Below are 20137 nucleotides of genomic sequence, written 5' to 3'. Positions count from 1 at the left end.
TCCTGCTCGACCGTAAGTCGGTTTCCTGCGGATTGCCTGTCGAGAGACCGTCCGAGGCGGAAGGCAGACAGGCCGACAACCTCCACGGTGGCCCGGGCGACGACGACCTCCCGAGGGATCCCGGCAACGACGATTTCCGGTGGCTCGGGAATGACCTCCTCGGGCCGAACGGCATGCTGCCTGCCCTGAGGAGACGCACACGGCCGAGCAGCTGACCCACCCATGGGTCGGGATCGACGCCCGCAAAACCCATCACTGGCCGGCCGCGGTCGATGACACCGACGCCTGACCGCACCGGCAGTCGGGCAAAGCCTTGACTCGGCCACTGGGACTGCACCGACCGCGTCTACAGGTCTCCCCGTGGGATGAGCATCACCGACACGCCGCCGACGGTCGCCGACCACTGCTCGCCTCGCCGCACAGCCGCGCGGCCGGCATCGAGCATTTGGTCCTGGAGGAGGGCCGCCCAATCCCACACCTTCTGCCATGACGCCTGGGAGTCGAAGGCCCGCCGTGCCCGCTCCACGGAACCCATCAGGGCATAGCCAGCCGCCTCCACGTCTTTCACGTCCTGCCCCGCGGTGCCGACGTGATCGATTGTCCACGACATGTACAGGCCCACGCACTCACTGTCGCGCACCCCCTGCGATGGCCGCCAACCGGCGCGCCAGCCCCAGTGGAGCAAGGGCGTGCCCCTTGCGTGCCCGATCGGACCGGGAGCAACGGGGAACATCGGCGATCACAGCGACCGGACAGGTCGATGCCCCTGACCGTCGATCCTGGTCAGGGGCCGTTTCATCTGGCAGTGGGTGTGGGATGTGAACCCGCGGTGACTTGCGCCACGACGGTCTCAAGATCGGCGATGGTGACTCGGCCATGGAGACTCCGCCGACCTCGCGATCACTTCACCTCCAAGGCGTCGCGGGCCACCTCGATGAATCGATGCTGCTGTTCCCGAAACTCCCGATAGGCGAGGTTGTAGGGCTCTCTTTGTTCACCGGACCCGTCCACGAGCCCCGCGAGCTTCCAGAACGCCACCACGGCGACGTGGCGGAGCGCACCCGCCTCTTCAGCGACAGATGCAGGGCCGTGAAGGAGAACATCCGTGCTTGCCTTGGTCACATCGCTCAGCGCCTGGCTGGATGCTGCTTGCATCTCGGCAACAATCGCCCTCTTCAACGAGGCATCCGATGACCGGTCGACTTCTTCCATCCGCCAGAAGAGTTCTGCCAACCCATGGGCACTCGCACTCAGCGTCCTGTACGCCTCGCGCCTCCTGTCACGTGCCTCCGCAACCTGTCCGGCATGGGCATTGACTTCGGCCTCGACCCGCGCTGAATGGGCGTTGCCGCGACTGGTGACCCAACTGGCGCCGAGCGCCGTGACCGCAGTGAGTACTCCGATCCACCAATTACCGTCCCCCATAAGGCAAGTATCGCGACGGCGGTTCACCAACGCCAGGCAAGCAGGGCTCTGAAGGACGCCGAGCATGGACCTTCGGGCCGTCGATCGGTCGGTCGACCGCAGGCCGGAGACCCAGCGCCGTCCAGGCACGCCTCGCGCGCGGCCCGTCCCCGCCCCCGGTGTCGGCGCAGCATGCCGCAAGGGGTGGCGGCGGCCGGTGGGCTTCGTGTCGTTCACCGCACCACCGGTGGAGCGAAGATGAGTACCGGTACTCATGTCCCCGCCGCACCGGGCGGGAAGCATCGGGCCATGCCCACACGGAACCACACGGTTGCCGTCGCCGCCGCAGCCGCCGTCCTCACACTGGCAGGCTGCGGGATACGCACGGACGACGTGTTCTCCAACCTCAACGGCACGTCCTCGGCCGGCTCCGACGACACCGGTGCACCCACCCCGGATGCGCCGGGGTCCGACGCGCCACCGAACTACGCCGACAACAACAGGGTCCGGCAGTCCGGCGAGATGAGCCCGCAGGACGAGAAGACGGCCGGACGGATGGCCACTGAGGTCGCACGGGCGCTCGAAGAGCTGCGCCGAAGCGGCAGGATCAGTCCGGCAGAGGTGCGGCCGGTCCTCGCGCAGCTCGCCGCCCCCGCCTATTTCTCCGTGAACGAGCGGTGGGTCGGTACCGCGATGAACAAGGCCGAAGGCAGCATGTACGGCATCTGGATCGGCACGTCCGCCTGCGTGACAGGAGCCGTCAGCAAGGACCGTGTGTGGGCTGACGTCAACGGCCACTACCCCGAGACCGGTTGCCTGCCCCCGGCCTCCACTCACTGAGGTCCGATGTGCAGGCCAGGCGCCTGCGCATATGAGACCCGGTCCGGATCCCCTGGCGGATGTGCTTGCGGTCCCGCCGCGACGGCGGCGCCGGAGCGAGCAGTTCACGCCGATGGGCTCCGCCATCCGGGCGGGGCTGACCACCGGTCCGGCACGGTGTCGGGCGAGGGCGGGGTCCTCGCGCAGACTGATGGCCACGGAAGCAGGCGGGAGAGACCGTGGACGACCTCAGCCCCCAGGAAGCGCGGAAAACCATCGGCACGGGCGGCCACAGCACAACGCCTCAGCCCGGAGTCATCGGCATTGCGTTCGCCGCCGTTCTGACGGCCGCACTCGCGCAGGGTTCCTGGCAGTGGTTCGCCACGTACATCGGACTCACGCTTCTTGTTCTGATCATCTGCTTCTATCGCCTGCCGGCGTCGACGCCCGGCCCCCGCTCCGCCTACGTGCTCAACCTGACGGCGTATTCGGTGGTTGTGGGCCTGTGCATCGCGATCGCGCTGGCTCCGATGCTGCAGCGCTGGGCGTGGTTGTTTCCGATGCCGGGTACCCGCAGCGAGTGTCGCGAGCTGGGGACGTACGAGAGCGTACGTGTGGAGGCCTCGCTGGCAGACCTTGCCGGTCGCGACCGTACCGCCTTGGCGTACGCACAGGACATCCACAGCCACAACGCCGTTGCCGAGTGCCTGGCAGCCACCACGACCATGTGGCTGCCGGTCTACGGACTCGGTGCGGCCGTACTGGTCGGTCTGGGTGTGTGGTTCTTCGACCGGGCTCGGGTGCGGAGGGATTCCGGGCGTACCTGAACCGGACGGACGACCGTGCGGGAGCGCCACGACGCCGTCTCCACAGGGGGAATCGCACCACGTACGCTTGGGGAAATGGAGCGGAACGGAACGGTGTGGGGTGCCACGGCCGCGGAGCACCGGGCGGGCTACCCCTGTGACGACGTGATGAGCACCGGGTACGAACGCTGGACCCGAGCCGTGCATGTGGCCGCCCCGGGCGAACTCGTCTACCGGTGGCTCACGCAGTTGCGTGAAGCGCCGTACAGCTACGACTGGATCGACTTCCGCGGTCGCAGGAGCCCCGACCGGCTGCCCGAGAAGGTGGATGCCCTCGAGGTCGGCCAGCCGTTCATGGTGTTCCACATCGTCCGGTTCACCGAGAACCGGGAGATCACTGCAGTGCTCCCGGAAGGCCCCGCCCGTCGCTATGGGCGCATGGCGGTCACCTACGCCGTCGAACCGGCCGCGCAGGGCTGTCGGTTGCTCGTGGCGGTGGATGTCGAGGCACGGGTCGCGTTCGTCCATCGGCTGCAGCGCAGACTGCTCGCCTGGGGTGATCTCATCATGATGCGCAAGCAGTTGATCACCTTGAAGAGGCTCGCAGAACGCGACGCAAAGGACGTGGACTTCTAGGGCCTCTCGTTCGGATCGTGCCGGGCTCGCGTGCCCCGGCACGCACGCTCGCAGCGTTGTCGTCGGTCGCCCACGCTCCGCGCGAGCTCCTTCCTCCGCCTTGCGATCGCACGCACCGGACCCCGCTCACCGATCCAGCCCGACCCACACGAAAAGACCCCAGGCGGACCGTCCGGCAGGGCCGCGCAAGGCGCCCTGTCCCTTCCGCGTCGTGCAACACGCCGCACGTTCGTGGCGCCGTGCGCAGGGATGACCTCGGGCACCTCGGCCCAGTGGGCGCCGTCGCTGCCGCTCCGCCGGTGCGGCACGGTGTCGAGGTCCGCTTGGACGGGCCGGCGGCGGGCATCCGCCCATGGTGCTGCCGAGCCGGTGCTCGGCCGGGCCGTGCGGACTTCATCGTCCTCGCGTCGACGACAGCCGCCCGACGTGGGATCCGAACCTGGCCCGGATCAGGCCAGGATGGGCAGGAAGCCGCCTCGGGCGGTGCCCGAGCCCAGCAGATGGGACCAGTCGAGGACCTCGGGGAGCCGGTCGACCGACAGGACGAGGGCGCCGCCGGCCTGCTCGGCATCCTCGCACCAGTCGGCCACGTCACCGGCCTCGGTGCCCATGCCGGTCCCGTCGAGCACCGGCACGGCGATGGCGGGTATGACGAGCCCGTGCTCCGGTCCGTCCACGACACACAGGGTGAGCCTGGGGACGATGCTCCATCCCTCGCACCGCGGCACCGCCCCGTCGGGCGCGTTCAGGGCCGGCAGGACGTCGTGGACGGGCGCGTCGGCCATGAGGAGCACGGGGGTGGTACCCCGAACGAACAGGGTTTTGTCAGGGTTCTGAAGCACCGGGCCACTCTCGCACGAAGGGGCCGTCCCGGGACCGGCAGGGGTCGGGCAGGAGTGAGCACAGGCATCGCCTTGCGGGCCGGTCGAACTCCCCGCGGCCCCGGCGCGGTCCTGCTCGGCCGCCCCGGCCCTGCGAACCGACGAACTCGCCGTCGCCCGCCACGCCGTACGGCCTCGCCGCCGTCCCCATCCGGGCCTCACGCCGGTCGAACTCCCGGCGGATCTGGCCGGTCCCTGCCGACACCGACGAGTCCGTGAGGGACCGTTCCACCCGGACGGTCGGGACACCGCGCCGAAGTCCGCGGAACTCATGCGCCCGAGGCCGAGGAGTCGGAGCAGGAGAAGCAGCTCGGAGCGCGACAAGAGGCGGGGCGGGCACCGGAATCGAGCTTCTTCCGGTGCTGCTGAACGCCGGGCCGCGGCGCTACGGGGCCGTGGCAAGGGGCAGGCGTCGACCCTCCCGTGGGGAGGCCGGGAGGGACGGCGTGGCCCCCGCCCGGAACGCGGTGCCGGACGGGGTGCGCACAGCATGCATCGGTTTCAGCCATCGGGATAGAGGTGTGACCGGAAAACGATTCGGTTCCGTCCGGACGTGCGCCGGGTCAGACGGAGAAGCGGCGGACGTACCGCCGCTGCCAGGGAGTTTCCACGGCGTGGCGGTCGTAGTTCCGGCGCACGAAGTCCACTGCCCGGTCCGGTGGTACACCGTCGATCACGGCGAGACAGGCCAGAGCCGTACCGGTCCGGCCGCGGCCGCCGCCGCAGGCGATTTCGACGCGTTCGGTGGCGGCGAGGGTCCAGGCCTCGTGGAGCAGCACACGTGCGTGGCCGGGATCGTGGGGGAGACGGAAGTCCGGCCAGCGGAGCCAGTGGGCCTCCCACGCGACGGCCCGGGGCTCCTTCCCGTAGAGGTGGACCGCGTACGTGGGGGGAAGTCCCGGCGGGAGGGGGCGGCGCAGGGCGCGGCCGCGAACGAGCCGCCCGGAGGGCAGAAGCAGGACTCCGGGAGTGGTGGGATGCCAGGGCTCATTCATTGCTCCGAACGTAGCGGGTCCCGGGCACCGGCCGTATGGTGACCCCGTCTCGTTTGTACGAGCCATGGGGGATTCGTGTCCCATCCGTATCCGCGACAGCAAGGCCCGCAGCCGCCGGTTCGGGGTGGTGCCCGGCAGCCCCGCCCCCCGCGGAAGCCGAACACGGCGCTGATCGCCGTGCTGAGCGCGCTCGGAGGGCTGGTGCTGCTGCTGGTCCTCGGTGTCGTGCTCGTCGCAGCGATGATGCAGGGCGCAGGCCGGGCCGAGTCGGGCGGCGGGAGAGGGAGCGCGCGATCCGGCGGGGAGGCGGACGCCGGACCGGCGGACCGGGGACATGTGGAGGATGTCGAGATCACCGGGTGCGAGGTGGACCGGATCACGGGGTGGCCGTCCGTCGAGCTGACGATCACGAACAAGAGCAGCGGGACGAGCAACTACTGGATCGCCGTCGAGTTCGTGACGAGCGCCGGCACCCGTGTCGAGGACGGCTTCGCCGCCACGAGTCATCTGGCGCCCGGGCAGAAGGCCGAGAAGAAGGTGCAAACCCTGACGAAGGTGGCGGAGAAGGTCGACTGCAAGGTGACCAAGGTGACCCGGTTCGCTTCCTGAGAAGGGGCGTTGAGGCGCCCGAGGAACTCTCCGCCCGAGGCCCGGCGCCGTCGAAACTATGGTTTCCGTCACCGAACCGGCCTACGGGTGCTTCTTGTCAGTGGTGAGCCGTAACCTTGTGCATATGTCCCCCGACCTTCGCGAGCCTGGTTCCGTGCGGTCCGCCGCTGTGGTGAATGCGGAGATTCGTGCGCTCTGGGCCCGTTCCGGCAGCCGGTTGTCCGCCGTGGACGAGGCCCGCTACCAGCGGCTTCTGGTGGAGTGGGCCGCGGCGGTCGACGAGGACGCCGACCCCGGGGACGTTTCCGTTCCGAGCGGTCGCACGGTCGCCGACGCCGCATGAGACACGCCCCCGCGGGGCGGTCGGGATGCGCGGCCGACGGCCGTTCGGCAGGGGCCTACGGCCTTTCGGGGAGGTGGGCCCTTCGGCAGGGGAGGACCCAGGGCCGACCGGTTCCGTGGACTCCCTCCCGATGGGCACCTCCCGGCCGGCGGACTCCTGACCCACACTGGACTCATGTGCCGCAGTATCAAGACTCTCCGACCGCCAGCCCTTCCGCACGAGGCCACCGAGGAGGACGTCAGGGCCGCAGCCCTGCAGTTCGTCAGGAAGGTGTCCGGCTTCCGGGCACCCGCCGCGCACAACCAGGAAGTGTTCGACCGGGCCGTCGACGAGATCGCCGGGGCCACCCGCGCGCTGCTCGACGGGCTCGAGGTGCGAGGGGTCAGGCGGACGGAGCCGGACGTCGCATGACGTACGTCGCCAGCGAACCCGCGCCGATGAGGGCGAGGGCCGACACTCCGACGCCCACCCAGGTCGCGCCCAGCCACTGGCCGCCGAAGTAGCCGAGGCCGATGCTGTAGCCCGCCCAGGCCACCGCGGCGAGGGCGGACCAGGGGAGGAATTCCTTCACCCTGCGGTGCGTGGCGCCCGCGCCCAGGGACACCACCGAGCGGCCGGCCGGGGCGAAGCGTGCGATGACCACGAGCAGGCCGCCGCACCGGCTGAGGGCCGTGCCGAGACGTTCCTGCGCCGATGTCAGCCGCCGGGAACGCGCGATGGCCCGGTCCAGCCGCTCTCCACCGCGCCAGCCGACGCGGTACGCGACGAGGTCCCCCAGCACCGAGGCGGTGGTCGCGCAGAGCAGCAGCACGAGCAGCGAGGGCACTTCCTGGGGCGGCACCTGGCCGGCGGTGCCGGCCGCCGTCGTACCTGCCGCAGCCGCCGTCGCCGCCGTGATCACCAGCACACCGCTGGGCAGTACCGGCAGGAACACGTCCAGCAGTACGGACAAGGCCACGACGGCATAGATCCATGGACCACCGGTCAGCAGCACCACACTGTCGAGCACCTGGACACCCCGATTCCCCAGGACCGCGCCGCGACGTCGCAGGTGAGCGGCAGGGGCGGCATGACAGCCATACAGCGTACGCCTGTGCTCCGAGGGCTGATCGTCAGGGGTGGTCGAGGCCGGGGCCGTCGGGTGGCCGGGACTCTTTCGCGGTCGCGGTCGCGGTCGCGGTCGCAACGCAGCCGGCCGTTCCGTACCGTCCCGGTCCCGGTGGTGGAAGGCCGGTGGCCCACGAGGGGCCGCCGGTTCACGAGGGGCCGCCGGCGTGCAGGTGGACCCCGGGCCGCCGCGCCGGGAAACCGCGGGCGGCTCGGCCCACGCTCTCGGGACCCGGGCCCGCCGTGGCATCGGGCGGACCGGGGGTCACCGCGGCAGCGGGCGGATCTGCGCCGCAGTGACCCGCTGCGTCAGGCCGCGACGGTGGGCGCGCGCTCGTCGCTCTTGCTGCCGTCCGCCGCTGCGCCGCGCGACGCGAACAGTCTGTCGACCGCCAGCGCGCCCGGGCCGGTGAAGACCAGCAGCAGGAACGCCCAGCAGAAGAACGCCGACAGCTCTCCGCTGTTCTGCAGCGGGAACAGCCCCTCGGGCTGGTGCACCGTGAAGTACGCGTACGCCATCGAGCCCGAGGCTATGAGCGCCGCGAAGCGGGTGCCGAGGCCGATCAGCACTAGGCCTCCGCCGACGAGCTCGATCACGGCGGCGTACCAGCCCGGCCAGGCGCCGGTCGGCACGGGGTCGCCGTGCACACCGCCGAGCGCGCCGAAGAGCGAGTCGGCGCCGTGGGAGGTGAAGAGCACGCCGACGACGATGCGGAAGAGGCCCAGCGCATAGGGCTGGGCCCGGTCCAGCCGTGCAGAGAGCGCACGAGTGGCCATGGGGGAACTCCTTCGGTCTGGGGACGTGAAACCGATGAGACCCAAGTAAGGCAGACCTAATCGATACTTGCAAGTTCAACATTCGGCCGGCGGTCATTCTTCATGAGAACGTCACGCGGAGGTGCGAGGGCCCTGAGTGCCGCCCGCGCCACCGCGTCGGCGTCCGACAGCGTCACCGAATCCACCCCCGGCCGGGCCCCGGCCGCGGTCACCCAGTGCACGCCCTCGGTGGGCACGCCGACCGCGAACCGCCTCGGGTGCACCCGCCCTTGGCGGTCGATCAGGTGATACGGGCGCGCTGTCACATCCAGTCCGCCGGTCTCGTACGCGCCGACGGTGTGCACCCGGCACTCACCCGTCCGCAGCAGCCGTGCGAGCAACTCGTCGCGGGTGCGCCGCAGATCGGGCTCCGGCAGCCGCGCCTCGATCAGCGACGTCGCCGGCACCGCCGAGCGAGGGACGTCGGGGGACTCGCCGATGAAGCGCCCGTCCTCGGCCTTCACGGTCATCCGCGGGCCGACCACGTCGAGCACCCCGGCCTCGATCAGCGCTGCCATCTCCTCGATCCGGCGCCGCGGCGGCCCGATGGACAGGAATGCGTTCAACGGCGTGTACCAGTGGTCCAGATGGTTGCGCCGGGAGGTTCCGGACAGCCCGGCGTGGTCCACGATCTTCCGGACTTCGTTGCGTATGTCGCGCAGGACGTCGAGGGCCGCCTTGACCGGGCCCGCCACATTGCCGAGCGCCGCGTGCCCGGCGTCCCGCCGCAGATGGGTGAGCAGCCAGCCGCGGAACGCCGCCGGGCCGGTGAAGGTCTCGTCCCTGTGCGGGTACGAGATCCGCTCCCAGCACCAGCGGTCCGCCGCGGTGCAGCCGTAGGCGTCCAGGACCGCGGCCTCCTCGGGACTGCCCGGTGCGGCGTCCAGGAAGCGGGACCGGAAACCGGGCCCCGGGGACAGCAGCGCTTCGTAGTAGACCGTCTCCGCCTCCTTGGCGACCAGCGGCCATATCTCGCCCTGGAAATCCGGCGGATCGCCCGCGGCGGCGCGTTTGCGGAAGACCGCGATCACCTCAGGCGTGAGCAGCAGCGGATGGTGGCGGTCCGACGCTCCCTTCGCGTTGTCCCCGCGTGCCTGGTACGGAACCCCGCGCCGCGAGCCCGCGTACAACCGCGGCTCCTGCCCCGACGGCCGGTACACCAGGCGGTCCCCCTCGGGTACGAACACGCCGCCCCGGCCCGTCGTCAGCAGCGCCATGTGGTCGAAGAAGTTGAGGCCGAGGCCACGCAGCAGGACCGTTTCACCCGGAGTGATCCCGGACAGGTCGAGATCCGCCGGGTTGGCGGGGGCGAAATGGCGCAGCCCGTGCCGGGCCGCGTACTCGTCCAGCCGGGCGCACATGTCGCCGGGCGCGACCGGCAGATGCCCCAGTGCCAGCACCACCGCACTCAGGCCGCCGAGCAGGGTGCCGTCGTCCAGGACGACGCTCTGGAGTCCGTCCCCGGCGTCGTCGAGCCGTACCGCGCGTGCCCGGTGCACCTCCACCCGTACCGTCGCCGGGGCGTTCTCGACGATCCGGCGGAAGGCCCACTCCAGATAGCGGCCGTAGCAGGCCCTCGTCGGATAGTCGTCCGGTCCGAGCCGCTCATCACCGGTCCCGGCTCCGACGGGCCGCGTTCCGCCGTGCGGCCCGGCCCGGGCCGGTTCCGCCGCGGCGTCCCGCAGCTCGGCCCATTCGTGAAGGCTCGGTCCCGGCCTCTCCGGGCCCTCGCAGTCGACGCTCTCGTCGGTGAAGAGGGTGACCTGGGATGCGACCGTGTTCATCAGCAGTTCGGCGGGCTGGTCCGTGCGCCACACCTGGCCGGGACCGGCCGGCGCCGGGTCGACCACATGCACGGTGAGCGGGGTGTCCGGGGCCAGTTCCGGCGCCGATGCGCAGAGTCTCTCGAGGACCGAGGTGCCCCGGGGACCTGCGCCGACCAGGGCAATGGCATGCCGGAGAACGGACAAGACGGCGACTCCCGGGGCGATGTGGGGACACGGCGGGTGGGGAAGTGGATCGTCCGCATCATCATGCCGTCGCTGTGTGGGGAGTCGATGGGGCGGTCGTGAGGATCATCCCCCGCTGTGTGAAGCGTCAGGGGCCGTTCGTCAGATTCCGTTCGTCGACGGTCACGAGACGTGTATGGGAGTGGTCCGGCCGCTCGTGGCCCCGCCGTGTCCGGCGGTCGCCCCGGGCCTGGTCGAGCCGGAGCTCCGCCGAACGTCCGCGCAGCACCAGCGTCATCAGCTGGTTCCCGAACCACGGACCGCCCGTCCGGTGCCAGTCGATGACCGGCCGTCCCGCTCTGCCGTACCGGGCCAGTGCATGGCCGAGCCGCCGCCCGGCACGGCTCCAGCCGAAGCGGAAGCCGAGCCTTACCGACGAATGGATGGCGTTGTGGACGGGGGAGCAGGTCAGCTGGAGCACCCGTGCGTCCGGGGCGCCGTCCGGCCACTCGGGCTCGGCGACATACGCGTGGTGGACGTCCCCGGAGAGCACGCACACGGTCGCGGGCGCGTCCGGGCCGTCGGCCACCTGCCTGATCAGCCGGGTCAGCTTCTCGAACGAGTCGGGGAAGGCCGCCCAGTGCTCCAGATCCGCCCGTCTGCGCAGTTTTTCTCCGAAGCGGGCCCAACGGGGGCCCCGTGCGCCCCGGCAGAGCGCCGCGTTCCAGCTCTCCGCGTCATGGATGAGGGGCGGCAGCAGCCAGGGCAGGGAGGTCCCGATGAGGAGGTGGTCGTACGCACCGGGTGACTCGAGTGCCTGGTCGCGCAGCCAGCGGGCCTCGTCCTCGTCGAGCATCGCCCGGCCGTCCTCCTCCAGGACGCGACCGGCGCGGGTGTCCACCATCAGCAGCCGGGTCCTGCCGAAGTCGCGGCGGTAGCTCCAGCGCACGGACGTCGTGTCCGCGTCGGCCTCCGCCGCGAAGCGGCGCAGCGCATCGGTCCCGTCGGGGGTGTCCCGTACGGCTGCGTAGAGGGGGTCGGTGTCCAGTTCGTCCGGGGAGAGGTTGCCCAGGTGCTGATAGACCCAGTACGACATCAGACCGCTGACGATGCGCTCCTGCCACCACGCCGTGGCCCGCATCTCGTCGCGCCACGACGCGCTGGTGTTCCAGTCGTCGATCACATCGTGGTCGTCGAAGACCATGCAGCTGGGAATGGTGGAGAGCAGCCAGCGGACCTCCGGGTCCAGCCAGGACTCGTCGTAGAGGTGGGTGTACTCCTGGTAGTCGGCGACCTGTGTGCCCGGCGGCTCGTTCAGATCCCGTCGGGCGGCCAGCCAGCGCTGGGTCGCCCCGGACGTCGCGTCCGCGTACACCTGGTCGCCCAGCAGGAGCAGGACATCCGGTCGCTCGGCCGTGGGGTCGGCCGCCAGCCGCGCGGCGACGGTGTCCAGTGCGTCGGGGCCGATCGGGTCGTGCTCGTCGGCCGGGGGCGCGGCCCAGCGGCAGGACCCGAACGTGATCCGCACCCCTTCGGCGGGAACCGAGGGGGTGCGGATCGTGCTCGGAGGAAAGCCGGAGTCCTCGAGCGGCCAGACGCGGCGGCCGTCGAGCAGGACCTCGTACGCCGTCGATGAGCCGGGAGTCAGCCCGGTCACCGGGATCAGGGCGTAGTGGTGGCCCTCGATCTGGAAGGTACGGACCGATCCGCCGCCCGCGGCGGCCTCGCAGCGCACCTCGGCCGTGCAGGGCCGGTCGGTCTCGACCCATACGGTCGCGCGGTCGCCGGTTTCCCAGTCGACGTACCGCAGTACTGGTCCAAGGCGCAGCCCGGCTGCCATGTGCCCTCCTCCGTCGCCCACGTACGGTACGGAACGACGGGGGAGGGTAGCGCGGTTCCCTGGTGAAGGAACAGGTCAGCAGCCGTTCAGCAGCCGTTCAGGACGGACTGCAGGGCGGACTTCTCGGCGGAGTCCACCGACAGGTTCCAGTAGTACTTCACATGCACCCACATACGGGCGTAGGTGCAGTTGTACGAGGAGCGCGGCGGCAGCCACTCACCCGGGTCCTTGTCGCCCTTGGCCTGGTTCACATTGTCGGTGACGGCTATGAGCTGGGGGCGGGTGAGGTCGTTGGCGAAGGCCTGGCGCGAGGAGGTGGACCAGGAGCTGGCGCCGGAGCGCCACGCCTCTGCCAGCGGGACGATGTGGTCGATGTCCAGGTCCGAGGCGGCGGTCCAGGTGGCGCCGTCGTACGGGGAGTACCAACTCCCGCTCACCGCGGCACAGCTGGAGTCCTGGACGACGCCCGAGCCGTCGCGCTTGAGGACGACCTCGCGTGTGTTGCAGGCACCCGACTGGGTGATCCAGTGCGGGAACTTGTCGCGGCTGTAACCGGTGGAGGAACCTTCCGTCCTGACCGTGAGCTGGCCAAGGTACGAACGGGCGGTGGCGGCGCTGACCGGGGTGGGCGGGGCGGCACTGGCGGCCGGGGCGGTGAGCAGCGTGGTGGTGCAGGCGAGTGCTGCGGACGCGGCCAGCACGGTGGCACGTGAAACGCGACGCGCGTAGACACCTGACATGCGAACTCCCATGAGGGTGGGGGGTATTGACGAGGCCCTGCGGCAGGGCCCGCGCCATCCTGATGGCGCCAGATTGCGATTGGGTGGGCGCCAGGTAACAGAGTGGAGACATGGACACGTCATATCAAGGGGTCTGACACTCCGGCATGTGCCGCTGTCCGGCCGCGGGTTGCTTAGGGTTGGCGCGTGCTCCTGCCGGTCAATGCCACCTTCGGGGTCGTCCTCGCCGTACTTCTCGCCGCCGCGGCCACCGTCGCTGCCGTCGCCCGCCTCGGCCGCCACCGCTCCCGCGAGATCGCCGTCGCAGGGGTCCGGGCGGCGGTGCAACTCGCCGCGGTGTCGCTCGTCATCGGCTGGGTGGTGCGCGCCGTGCCGCTGCTGCTGGCCTTCCTGCTGGTGATGTACGGCGTCGCCGTGCGCACCGCGGGCCGCCGCATCACGGCCAACGGCACCTGGTGGCGCACCGCGCTGCCGATCGGTGCGGGTGTCGCACCCGTCGTCGTCGTGCTGCTGCTCACCGGGCTCGTGCCGGTCAAGGGCATCGCGCTCATTCCCGTCACCGGGATCCTCATCGGCGGGGCGCTCACCGCGACGGTGCTCGGCGGGCGGCGGGCGCTGGACGAGCTCACGACGCGGCACGGCGAGGTGGAGGCGGGGATGGCGCTCGGGATGGCCGACCGGGATGCCCGAATGGAGGTGGCGCGGGACGCGGCGGCCGATGCCCTGCTGCCGGGGCTCGACCAGACCAGGACCGTGGGTCTCGTGACGCTGCCCGGCGCGTTCGTGGGGATGCTGCTGGGCGGGGCCTCACCGTGGGAGGCGGGGGCGGTGCAGCTGTTCGTACTGGTGGGGCTCATGGCGGTGCAGGCGGTCGCGGTGGCGCTGGTGCTGGAGCTGGTGACCCGGGGGCTGCTGCACCGGGACGGGAGTCCCTGAGCGGTACGGGTGCCGGTACGGGCGGTCCCGCTCGTCTGCCCGGCTCCGGGGCCTCACCCGACGGTGAGGGCGTCCCGTACCCTGTACGGAGCAGAAGGGGAGTAGCTCTTCGCCGGAACGTCGACATACTGCCGAGCTCGTCTCGGCCGGCGCCCGGAGGCGGCCGCCCAGCGCGGTCCGCCAGCGAGACCTTCGGCCAGTAGTGACCCATGACCATTCATGGCGCTGCCGTGCCGAAGCGACCCCTGGAACGCTCAGGTCTCTCGGTGCGGCGGAGCCCCACCGATTGAGGAACCCCACCCGTGCTGAGCTTCACGATCACGGCGATCACCTTCGGCGTCGTCTTTCTCGCCGAGCTTCCGGACAAGACCGCCCTGGCCGGGCTGATGCTCGGCACGCGCTACCGGGCGTCGTACGTCTTCGCCGGGGTCGCGGCCGCCTTCGCCGTCCATGTCTCGTTGGCCATCGCGGCAGGCAGCGTGCTGACGCTGCTGCCCCAGCGGCTGGTGCAGGCGGTCGTCGGACTCCTGTTCCTGGCGGGCGCGGCGATGCTGCTGCTGAAGAAGGACGAGCACGACGAGGAGAAGATCAAGGCACCGGCCGACCAGTCGTTCTGGAAGGTCTCGGGCGCGGGATTCATGCTGATCCTGGTCGCGGAGTTCGGTGATCTGACACAGATCATGACGGCGAACCTGGCCGCCCGTTACGACAACCCGCTGTCGGTCGGCCTTGGCGCGGTGCTGGCGCTGTGGGCGGTGGCGGGGCTCGGCATCGTGGGCGGCAGGACGCTGATGAAGTACATACCGCTGCGACTGATCACGAAGGTGGCTGCGGCGCTGATGGCGGCGCTGGCCGGGTTCAGCCTGTTCGAGGCGGTCACTGGCTGACGCGCGCCGACGGCCTCGACGGGCGGGCCGGGGTCCGGACCGGGCCCGCGTGGCGCTCCCGGTGACCCCGCGTCGCCGCGCCTGTGCGGGGGAGCGCCGGTGCGCGGGGCGGGGGGCGGTGCGACCGGTGCCGTGGTGTGACCGGTGACCGGTGACCGGTGACCGGTGACCTTGGCCGTGGGACGGCCGGTGTGTCCGTCCTCAGGTGCCGGAAGGGCTGCGGGCGGGAGGTGCCGTCTCCGGGCACCGGACGGGGCACCCGGGTGCGGCCCGGCCCCGGCCCCGGCCCCGGCCGGGGCCGGACACCGGCCTCAGGCGAACGTGAGGGTGATCGTGCCGGTCGCGTCGGCGGCCACGGTCAGCCCGGTGAGGTCCTGCACATGGACGTCGGGCCCGAAGGCGCCCGCGCGCGGGCCGACGCCGACGACGCGCATCCCGGCGGCACGGGCGGCCGCTATGCCCGCCTCCGAGTCCTCGAACACCACACAGTCCGCCGGGGCGAAGCCCAGCTCCGCGGCGCCCTTGAGGAAGCCCTCCGGGTCCGGCTTGCTGGCCCCGACGCACTCGGCCGTGACCCGGATCTCCGGCATGGGCAGTCCGGCGGCCGCCATCCGGGCCCGGGCGAGGGCCTCGTCCGCAGAGGTGACGAGCGCGTGCGGCACGGCCGCGACGGCCCGCATGAAGGCGGGGGCACCCGCGACCGGGACGACACCCTCGACGTCGGCGGTCTCCTGGGCGAGCAGCTCGCGGTTCTCGGCGTGGTTCTCCGCCATGGGCCGGTCCGGCAGCAGGACGGCCATCGTGGCGTAGCCCTGCCGGCCGTGGACGATCTTGAGTGCCTCGTCCGGGTCGAGACCGTGCATCCGCGCCCAGTCGCGCCAGACGCGCTCCACGACGGCGTCCGAGTTGACGATCGTGCCGTCCATGTCGAGCAGGAGGGCGCGGGCGGTCAGTGCGGACGGGGCAGCGGTGGCCGACATCGGTGAGCTCCAGCTCGGGGGGAGAACGGAACAGAGCGGCTCCCGCCCGCCGGTCAGGGAGAACGAGCGGGAACCACTTTGTTTTCTTACGATACAAAAAGCGGTGGCGCGGCGCCACTCCGCCGTCCGTCAGTCGCCCCGGCCGCCGCGGCCTCCGCCGTTCCCGCCCCAGTCGCCGTCCTCGTCCCAGCTCTCGTACGGGTACTCCGTCTCGGCCTCCAGGGAGCGGCGGGTCTCCGCGCCGTAGACACCCACCGGGTCGGCCGCGATGCCCCGGTACTGCTGGTACGAGGCCACCGCGTCCTCGACACGGCCGTCGTAGTGGCCGTGGGGCGGTCCGTAGTAGAGCCGGAGCTGGTCGAGGCGCTCCTGGAGCTCGACGACCTCGGCGCCGCTGTCGCCCGGGCGGAGCGTTCCCCCGGAGGGCGTGCCCTGCGACACCTGTCCCGACGCGCGGACCGTGGTGGAGGGCGAGGCCGGGGCGTCGGCGACGACAGTCGACGGCGACGAAGCGGCCCGGGGCGACGCCGACGGCGATCGTGACGCGGACGGCGAGGTGCCCGGCTTCTTCGAAGCAGTGGCGCGCGGGGACGCGGACGTGTCGGGGCCGGCGCTCAGGAACGGTGCCATCGTCTCGATGTCGGGCAGTGCCCTGTCCCGCTCGTCGTCGTTCCCGGTGAGCAGGCCGCCCGCGACCGCCGCGGTCCCGAGCACGCCGACGACGGCCGCCGCCGCGGCGATGAGCAGACCCGGGCCGCGCCGCCGCACGGGCCGCTCCGGCGCCTGGGCCGGCCCCGGTTGCGGGTTCGTGAGCTCGTACGCGTACCCGAGCTCCTGGGTGTCGGTGTCGTCGGCCACCGGCGCGGCGGTGTTCCCCGCACCCGGGGGTGCCACCGGCCCGGCCACCGACAGCACCTCCGGCGGCGGGCCGGACGGGTCCGGCTCCGCGGGCGGCGGGAACGCGACGTACGGACGGATGCGCAGCGGGTCGAAGTGCGCCACCGCGCTCGTCGGGCGCCCGGCATCGGCCGAGTTCCCCGCGCGCCAGGCACAGCCGCAGGTCTCCGGCGGCGGCGTGCCGCATTCAGGACAGATGCGTCCCGTCATCGTTGGGTTCCCTCCCCTTGAGCTGCCAGCGATTATGCAGCCCGTGTCCAGTGCCACGGCCCGGAGCCCCGGTTCGGCAGGCCATAACGGGACAGACCCGCCAGGATGGGAGGACGTGCAGGGCGAGGGGGGCGCGAGGGACCAGCCGGACCCGAGGAGTGCACATGGCGCAGGAGGTCGGCAGCCCGGCCGTGAACCCGGGCCCGATACCCGGAACCGGCGCAGGGCGGAGCCGCAGATCCGTGCTCGTCGCGATCGGCGCGCTACTGCTCGGCATGCTGCTCGCCTCACTCGACCAGACCATCGTCTCGACGGCCCTGCCGACCATCGTCAGCGAACTCGGCGGCCTGGAGCATCTGTCCTGGGTCGTCACCGCCTACCTGCTGGCCTCCACCGCCGCAACTCCTCTCTGGGGCAAGCTGGGCGACCAGTACGGGCGCAAGAAACTCTTCCAGACCGCGATCGTCGTCTTCCTCATCGGCTCGGCCCTGTGCGGCATCGCCCAGGACATGACCCAGCTCATCGCCTTCCGCGCTCTCCAGGGCCTCGGTGGCGGCGGACTCATCGTGCTGTCCATGGCGATCGTCGGCGACATCGTCGCGCCTCGCGAACGCGGCCGCTACCAGGGCTTCTTCGGTGCCGTCTTCGGCGCGACGAGCGTGCTGGGGCCGCTGCTCGGCGGGCTGTTCACCCAGCACCTCAGCTGGCGCTGGGTCTTCTACATCAACCTTCCCGTCGGTATTGTCGCCCTCTTCGTCATCGCCGCGGTGCTGCACATCCCGGCGAGACGTACCCACCACACCATCGACTACCTCGGCACCTTCCTGATCGCCTCGGTCGCCACCTGTCTGGTGCTGGTCGCCTCCCTCGGCGGCACCACCTGGGCCTGGGACTCGGCACAGGTCATCGGGCTCGCGGTCCTCGGGGCCGTCCTCCTCGTCGCCTTCGTGTACACCGAACGACGCGCGGCCGAGCCCGTACTGCCGCTGAGGCTGTTCCGGATCCGCACCTTCACCCTCGTCTCGGTCATCAGCTTCGTCGTCGGCTTCGCGATGTTCGGCGCGATGGTCTACCTGCCGACGTTCCTGCAGGTGGTCCAGGGCGTGACCCCCACCATGTCCGGTGTGCACATGCTGCCCATGGTCCTCGGGCTGCTGCTCACCTCCACCGCGTCCGGCCAGATCGTCAGCCGCACCGGACGCTGGAAGGTCTTCCCGGTCGCGGGCACGGCCGTCACCGCCCTCGGGCTGCTGCTGCTCCACCAGCTCCACGAGGACACGCCGGTCTGGGAGATGGGTCTGTACTTCTTCGTGTTCGGCGCCGGGATCGGTCTGGTGATCCAGGTGCTGGTGCTGGTCGTGCAGAACTCCGTGAGCTACGCGGACCTCGGCGTCGCCACCTCGGGGTCGACCTTCTTCCGCTCCATCGGAGCGTCGTTCGGTGTCGCGGTCTTCGGCACCATCTTCACCAACCTGCTCAACGACAGGCTCGCCGCCGCGCTCGCCGGACACCGGCTGCCGCCCGGCGCCGGCCCCGACCAGCTCGCCGCCGACCCCCGCGGCATCACCCGGCTCCCGCCCGATCTGCAGCAGCCGGTGCTGCACGCCTTCTCCACCGCCATCACGGACGTCTTCCTGTACGCGTCCCCGATCGTCCTGATCGCGCTCGTCTTCGCCTGCTGTCTGAAGGAGGACAAGCTGCGGGGCTCGGTCACCGCACCCGAGGTCAGCGAGACGCTCGCCTCCAACCCCGTCGAGCGTTCCTCCTACGACGAGTGCGCCCGGGCGCTGTCGGTCCTCGGGTCGCGCGAGGGACGCAAGGCGATCTATGTGAAGATCACCCGCGACGCGGGTCTCGACCTGGTCCCGGCGGCGAGCTGGCTGCTGCTACGGATCAAGCGGAACGGACTGGTCGAGCCGTCCCGGCTCGCGGACGTCACGCCCATACCGCTCAAGGCCATCACCGAGGCGTCCCGGCAGGTGGAGGAGCGCGGACTGGCCCGGCGCGAGGGGCTGTCGCTGATGCTCACCGACAAGGGCGTCGAAGCCGCGGCGAAGCTCGCAGCGGCCCGGGAGGACTCGCTGGCCCGGCTGCTCGGTGACTGGTGGGGCCCGGAACGGCCGACGGATCTGGCGCAGCTGGTGCGGGAGCTCACCGCAGAGCTGGGGGGTTCGGACGGCGAACGGCCGTACGGCGGTGCCCCGCACCGCGACCACGAGGCATGGCGGCGCGAGCGACCGCACTGAGACGTGGGGCTCTACAGGTCCTTGCCGTACCAGACGTCCATGTACGGACCCTCGCAGTACGCCGGTATCTCCGCATAGCCGTTGCCCGAGTACAGCGCCCGGGCCTCCACGAGATCCAGCCGGGTGTTCAGCACCATGCGCTTCGCACCCAGCTGCCGTGCCCTTTCCTCCAGTGCGCCGAGCAGCGCGATCCCGCCACCGGAGCCGCGGAACCCGGGCCGTACGTACACCCGGGTCAGCTCGGCGGTCCCACCGTCCAGCATCAGCACCCCGCCGCAGGCGCCGGCCTCGCCGTCGAGCCGCCCGACGACGAAGTCGCCGGTGGAGCCGGAGAGTTGCTCGACACCGTCCCCGGACAGCCCTTCATCGACCTCCGCCCCGGTCGCGGGCCGCCCCCAATAGCGGCTCGCGACCTCGTCGTAGTAGTCGCGGCGAAGTGCAGTGGCATCGGGGGTGCCGAAGTGCTCGGATCGGACGGACCATGCTGTCATACGGCAATTCCTACCTCGACCGTACGCCGCGGTGCGAGCGGATATTGCCAGGTCCGGCCCGGCCGACCGGCTCAGGCCCCTACCCCCTCGCGCGAACGGACCTCACCTGGTCGAACTCGCACCGGCCCCGACCCGGTGGCGGAGCCGCAGCCCCCGGACACCGGCCGCGCCCAGTTCATCCGTTCTTCGGCGCCGCCTGCTGCACGACCTCGAAGGACCACACCTGCGAACCGCTTGCGGCCGGCCTGGCGCGGTCGCCGCCGCCTTCACCGCCGCCGCCCTGGTGCGCGGCTTTCATCGGGCCCTCCATCCACGCCTGGAAGGACTCCTCGTCGCGCCAGCGGGTGTAGACGAGGTACTGGTCGGTGCCCTCGACGGGGCGGAGCAGTTCGAACCACTCGAAGCCGTCGGAGGATTCCACCAGGCCCGCGCGGGCGCCGAACCGCTTCTCCAGGGTTTCGCGCTGCTCTGCGGGGACGGTCAGTACATTGATCTTCACGATGCTCATGCAGGCAGGATATGGGGGCGGCTGCATTGGACGGGAC

Annotated in this window: 22 protein-coding genes; 9 read left to right on the top strand and 13 right to left on the bottom strand. The window is 71.2% G+C overall.

Annotation, left to right across the window (positions count from 1 at the left end):
• Positions 1-346: 346 nt before the first annotated feature.
• Positions 347-622, bottom strand: coding sequence for a hypothetical protein (locus tag AC068D_RS05520; protein ID WP_478821649.1), 276 nt, complete (start codon positions 620-622; stop codon positions 347-349).
• A gap of 278 nt (positions 623-900) precedes the next feature.
• Positions 901-1425 (bottom strand): hypothetical protein, encoded by a 525-nt coding sequence (locus AC068D_RS05515; RefSeq protein ID WP_478821648.1) that lies wholly within the window; start codon positions 1423-1425, stop codon positions 901-903.
• A gap of 288 nt (positions 1426-1713) precedes the next feature.
• Here AC068D_RS05515 and AC068D_RS05510 point away from each other — a divergent pair, with 288 nt between their 5' ends.
• From AC068D_RS05510 to AC068D_RS05500, 3 genes are all read left to right on the top strand, one after another.
• Complete coding sequence (locus tag AC068D_RS05510) at positions 1714-2244, top strand: hypothetical protein (protein WP_478821647.1); 531 nt, start codon at positions 1714-1716, stop codon at positions 2242-2244.
• 218 nt (positions 2245-2462) lie between these two features.
• Positions 2463-3050 carry a hypothetical protein gene (locus tag AC068D_RS05505; RefSeq protein WP_478821646.1) on the top strand — a complete coding sequence of 196 codons (588 nt, stop codon included), beginning with the start codon at positions 2463-2465 and terminating at the stop codon, positions 3048-3050.
• A gap of 75 nt (positions 3051-3125) precedes the next feature.
• Positions 3126-3665 (top strand): hypothetical protein, encoded by a 540-nt coding sequence (locus AC068D_RS05500; RefSeq protein ID WP_478821645.1) that lies wholly within the window; start codon positions 3126-3128, stop codon positions 3663-3665.
• A 449-nt stretch (positions 3666-4114) separates the two neighbouring features.
• Here AC068D_RS05500 and AC068D_RS05495 read toward each other — a convergent pair whose 3' ends face one another.
• Together AC068D_RS05495 and AC068D_RS05490 are read right to left on the bottom strand one after the other, a co-directional pair.
• Positions 4115-4450 (bottom strand): hypothetical protein, encoded by a 336-nt coding sequence (locus AC068D_RS05495; RefSeq protein ID WP_478821644.1) that lies wholly within the window; start codon positions 4448-4450, stop codon positions 4115-4117.
• Positions 4451-5109: 659 nt separating this feature from the next.
• Positions 5110-5541, bottom strand: coding sequence for a phosphatase domain-containing protein (locus tag AC068D_RS05490; protein ID WP_478821643.1), 432 nt, complete (start codon positions 5539-5541; stop codon positions 5110-5112).
• A 177-nt stretch (positions 5542-5718) separates the two neighbouring features.
• Here AC068D_RS05490 and AC068D_RS05485 point away from each other — a divergent pair, with 177 nt between their 5' ends.
• The 3 genes from AC068D_RS05485 to AC068D_RS05475 all read left to right on the top strand — a co-directional run bounded on the left by AC068D_RS05485 (position 5719) and on the right by AC068D_RS05475 (position 6904).
• Entirely contained in the window at positions 5719-6150 is a 432-nt protein-coding gene (locus AC068D_RS05485) for an FxLYD domain-containing protein (RefSeq protein ID WP_478821642.1), read from the top strand.
• 124 nt (positions 6151-6274) lie between these two features.
• Positions 6275-6493, top strand: coding sequence for a hypothetical protein (locus tag AC068D_RS05480; RefSeq protein WP_478821641.1), 219 nt, complete (start codon positions 6275-6277; stop codon positions 6491-6493).
• A gap of 174 nt (positions 6494-6667) precedes the next feature.
• Positions 6668-6904 (top strand): DUF2277 domain-containing protein, encoded by a 237-nt coding sequence (locus AC068D_RS05475; RefSeq protein ID WP_478821640.1) that lies wholly within the window; start codon positions 6668-6670, stop codon positions 6902-6904.
• Here the strand turns inward: AC068D_RS05475 and AC068D_RS05470 are convergent.
• From AC068D_RS05470 to AC068D_RS05450, 5 genes are all read right to left on the bottom strand, one after another.
• Entirely contained in the window at positions 6876-7502 is a 627-nt protein-coding gene (locus AC068D_RS05470; protein WP_478821639.1) for a DedA family protein, read from the bottom strand. The two genes, AC068D_RS05475 and AC068D_RS05470, sit on opposite strands and share 29 nt — an antisense overlap.
• Before the next feature lie 407 nt (positions 7503-7909).
• A complete protein-coding gene (locus AC068D_RS05465; protein ID WP_478821638.1) occupies positions 7910-8377 on the bottom strand; it encodes a DoxX family protein in 468 nt (155 codons plus the stop codon).
• Between the two features lie 56 nt (positions 8378-8433).
• Complete coding sequence (locus tag AC068D_RS05460; RefSeq protein WP_478821637.1) at positions 8434-10386, bottom strand: FAD/NAD(P)-binding protein; 1953 nt, start codon at positions 10384-10386, stop codon at positions 8434-8436.
• Positions 10387-10513: 127 nt separating this feature from the next.
• Positions 10514-12205, bottom strand: coding sequence for an alkaline phosphatase D family protein (locus AC068D_RS05455; protein WP_478821636.1), 1692 nt, complete (start codon positions 12203-12205; stop codon positions 10514-10516).
• 86 nt (positions 12206-12291) lie between these two features.
• Positions 12292-12945 (bottom strand): HNH endonuclease family protein, encoded by a 654-nt coding sequence (locus tag AC068D_RS05450; RefSeq protein WP_478821635.1) that lies wholly within the window; start codon positions 12943-12945, stop codon positions 12292-12294.
• Positions 12946-13131: 186 nt separating this feature from the next.
• Between AC068D_RS05450 and AC068D_RS05445 the strand changes: the two genes are divergently transcribed.
• Together AC068D_RS05445 and AC068D_RS05440 are read left to right on the top strand one after the other, a co-directional pair.
• Positions 13132-13881 carry an ABC transporter permease gene (locus AC068D_RS05445; RefSeq protein ID WP_478821634.1) on the top strand — a complete coding sequence of 250 codons (750 nt, stop codon included), beginning with the start codon at positions 13132-13134 and terminating at the stop codon, positions 13879-13881.
• 302 nt (positions 13882-14183) lie between these two features.
• Complete coding sequence (locus AC068D_RS05440) at positions 14184-14768, top strand: TMEM165/GDT1 family protein (RefSeq protein ID WP_478821633.1); 585 nt, start codon at positions 14184-14186, stop codon at positions 14766-14768.
• Positions 14769-15079: 311 nt separating this feature from the next.
• Here AC068D_RS05440 and AC068D_RS05435 read toward each other — a convergent pair whose 3' ends face one another.
• Together AC068D_RS05435 and AC068D_RS05430 are read right to left on the bottom strand one after the other, a co-directional pair.
• Entirely contained in the window at positions 15080-15748 is a 669-nt protein-coding gene (locus AC068D_RS05435; protein WP_478821632.1) for an HAD-IA family hydrolase, read from the bottom strand.
• A 129-nt stretch (positions 15749-15877) separates the two neighbouring features.
• Positions 15878-16855 carry a peptidoglycan-binding domain-containing protein gene (locus AC068D_RS05430; protein ID WP_478821631.1) on the bottom strand — a complete coding sequence of 326 codons (978 nt, stop codon included), beginning with the start codon at positions 16853-16855 and terminating at the stop codon, positions 15878-15880.
• 164 nt (positions 16856-17019) lie between these two features.
• Here AC068D_RS05430 and AC068D_RS05425 point away from each other — a divergent pair, with 164 nt between their 5' ends.
• Positions 17020-19101: an MDR family MFS transporter gene (locus AC068D_RS05425; RefSeq protein WP_478821630.1), complete on the top strand. Its 2082-nt coding sequence runs from the start codon at positions 17020-17022 to the stop codon at positions 19099-19101.
• A gap of 11 nt (positions 19102-19112) precedes the next feature.
• Here AC068D_RS05425 and AC068D_RS05420 read toward each other — a convergent pair whose 3' ends face one another.
• A complete protein-coding gene (locus AC068D_RS05420) occupies positions 19113-19592 on the bottom strand; it encodes a GNAT family N-acetyltransferase (RefSeq protein WP_478821629.1) in 480 nt (159 codons plus the stop codon).
• Positions 19593-19767: 175 nt separating this feature from the next.
• Entirely contained in the window at positions 19768-20100 is a 333-nt protein-coding gene (locus tag AC068D_RS05415; RefSeq protein ID WP_478821628.1) for an antibiotic biosynthesis monooxygenase family protein, read from the bottom strand.
• Positions 20101-20137 lie beyond the last annotated feature (37 nt).

It is taken from the genome of Streptomyces sp. NPDC043861 (assembly GCF_056435905.1).
The sequence above is the reverse complement of the archived record's forward strand: the minus strand, read 5'-3'. Positions and strand labels throughout refer to the sequence as shown.

What these genes read in the sequence shown, in the direction of transcription:
- AC068D_RS05515 (WP_478821648.1), bottom strand. Translation starts at nt 1,425, where the DNA reads ATGGGGGACGGTAATTGGTGGATCGGAGTACTCACTGCGGTCACGGCG.
- AC068D_RS05510 (WP_478821647.1), top strand. Translation starts at nt 1,714, where the DNA reads ATGCCCACACGGAACCACACGGTTGCCGTCGCCGCCGCAGCCGCCGTC.
- AC068D_RS05500 (WP_478821645.1), top strand. Translation starts at nt 3,126, where the DNA reads ATGGAGCGGAACGGAACGGTGTGGGGTGCCACGGCCGCGGAGCACCGG.
- AC068D_RS05495 (WP_478821644.1), bottom strand. Translation starts at nt 4,450, where the DNA reads ATGGCCGACGCGCCCGTCCACGACGTCCTGCCGGCCCTGAACGCGCCC.
- AC068D_RS05490 (WP_478821643.1), bottom strand. Translation starts at nt 5,541, where the DNA reads ATGAATGAGCCCTGGCATCCCACCACTCCCGGAGTCCTGCTTCTGCCC.
- AC068D_RS05480 (WP_478821641.1), top strand. Translation starts at nt 6,275, where the DNA reads ATGTCCCCCGACCTTCGCGAGCCTGGTTCCGTGCGGTCCGCCGCTGTG.
- AC068D_RS05475 (WP_478821640.1), top strand. Translation starts at nt 6,668, where the DNA reads ATGTGCCGCAGTATCAAGACTCTCCGACCGCCAGCCCTTCCGCACGAG.
- AC068D_RS05465 (WP_478821638.1), bottom strand. Translation starts at nt 8,377, where the DNA reads ATGGCCACTCGTGCGCTCTCTGCACGGCTGGACCGGGCCCAGCCCTAT.
- AC068D_RS05455 (WP_478821636.1), bottom strand. Translation starts at nt 12,205, where the DNA reads ATGGCAGCCGGGCTGCGCCTTGGACCAGTACTGCGGTACGTCGACTGG.
- AC068D_RS05450 (WP_478821635.1), bottom strand. Translation starts at nt 12,945, where the DNA reads ATGTCAGGTGTCTACGCGCGTCGCGTTTCACGTGCCACCGTGCTGGCC.
- AC068D_RS05435 (WP_478821632.1), bottom strand. Translation starts at nt 15,748, where the DNA reads ATGTCGGCCACCGCTGCCCCGTCCGCACTGACCGCCCGCGCCCTCCTG.
- AC068D_RS05430 (WP_478821631.1), bottom strand. Translation starts at nt 16,855, where the DNA reads ATGACGGGACGCATCTGTCCTGAATGCGGCACGCCGCCGCCGGAGACC.
- AC068D_RS05425 (WP_478821630.1), top strand. Translation starts at nt 17,020, where the DNA reads ATGGCGCAGGAGGTCGGCAGCCCGGCCGTGAACCCGGGCCCGATACCC.
- AC068D_RS05420 (WP_478821629.1), bottom strand. Translation starts at nt 19,592, where the DNA reads ATGACAGCATGGTCCGTCCGATCCGAGCACTTCGGCACCCCCGATGCC.
- AC068D_RS05415 (WP_478821628.1), bottom strand. Translation starts at nt 20,100, where the DNA reads ATGAGCATCGTGAAGATCAATGTACTGACCGTCCCCGCAGAGCAGCGC.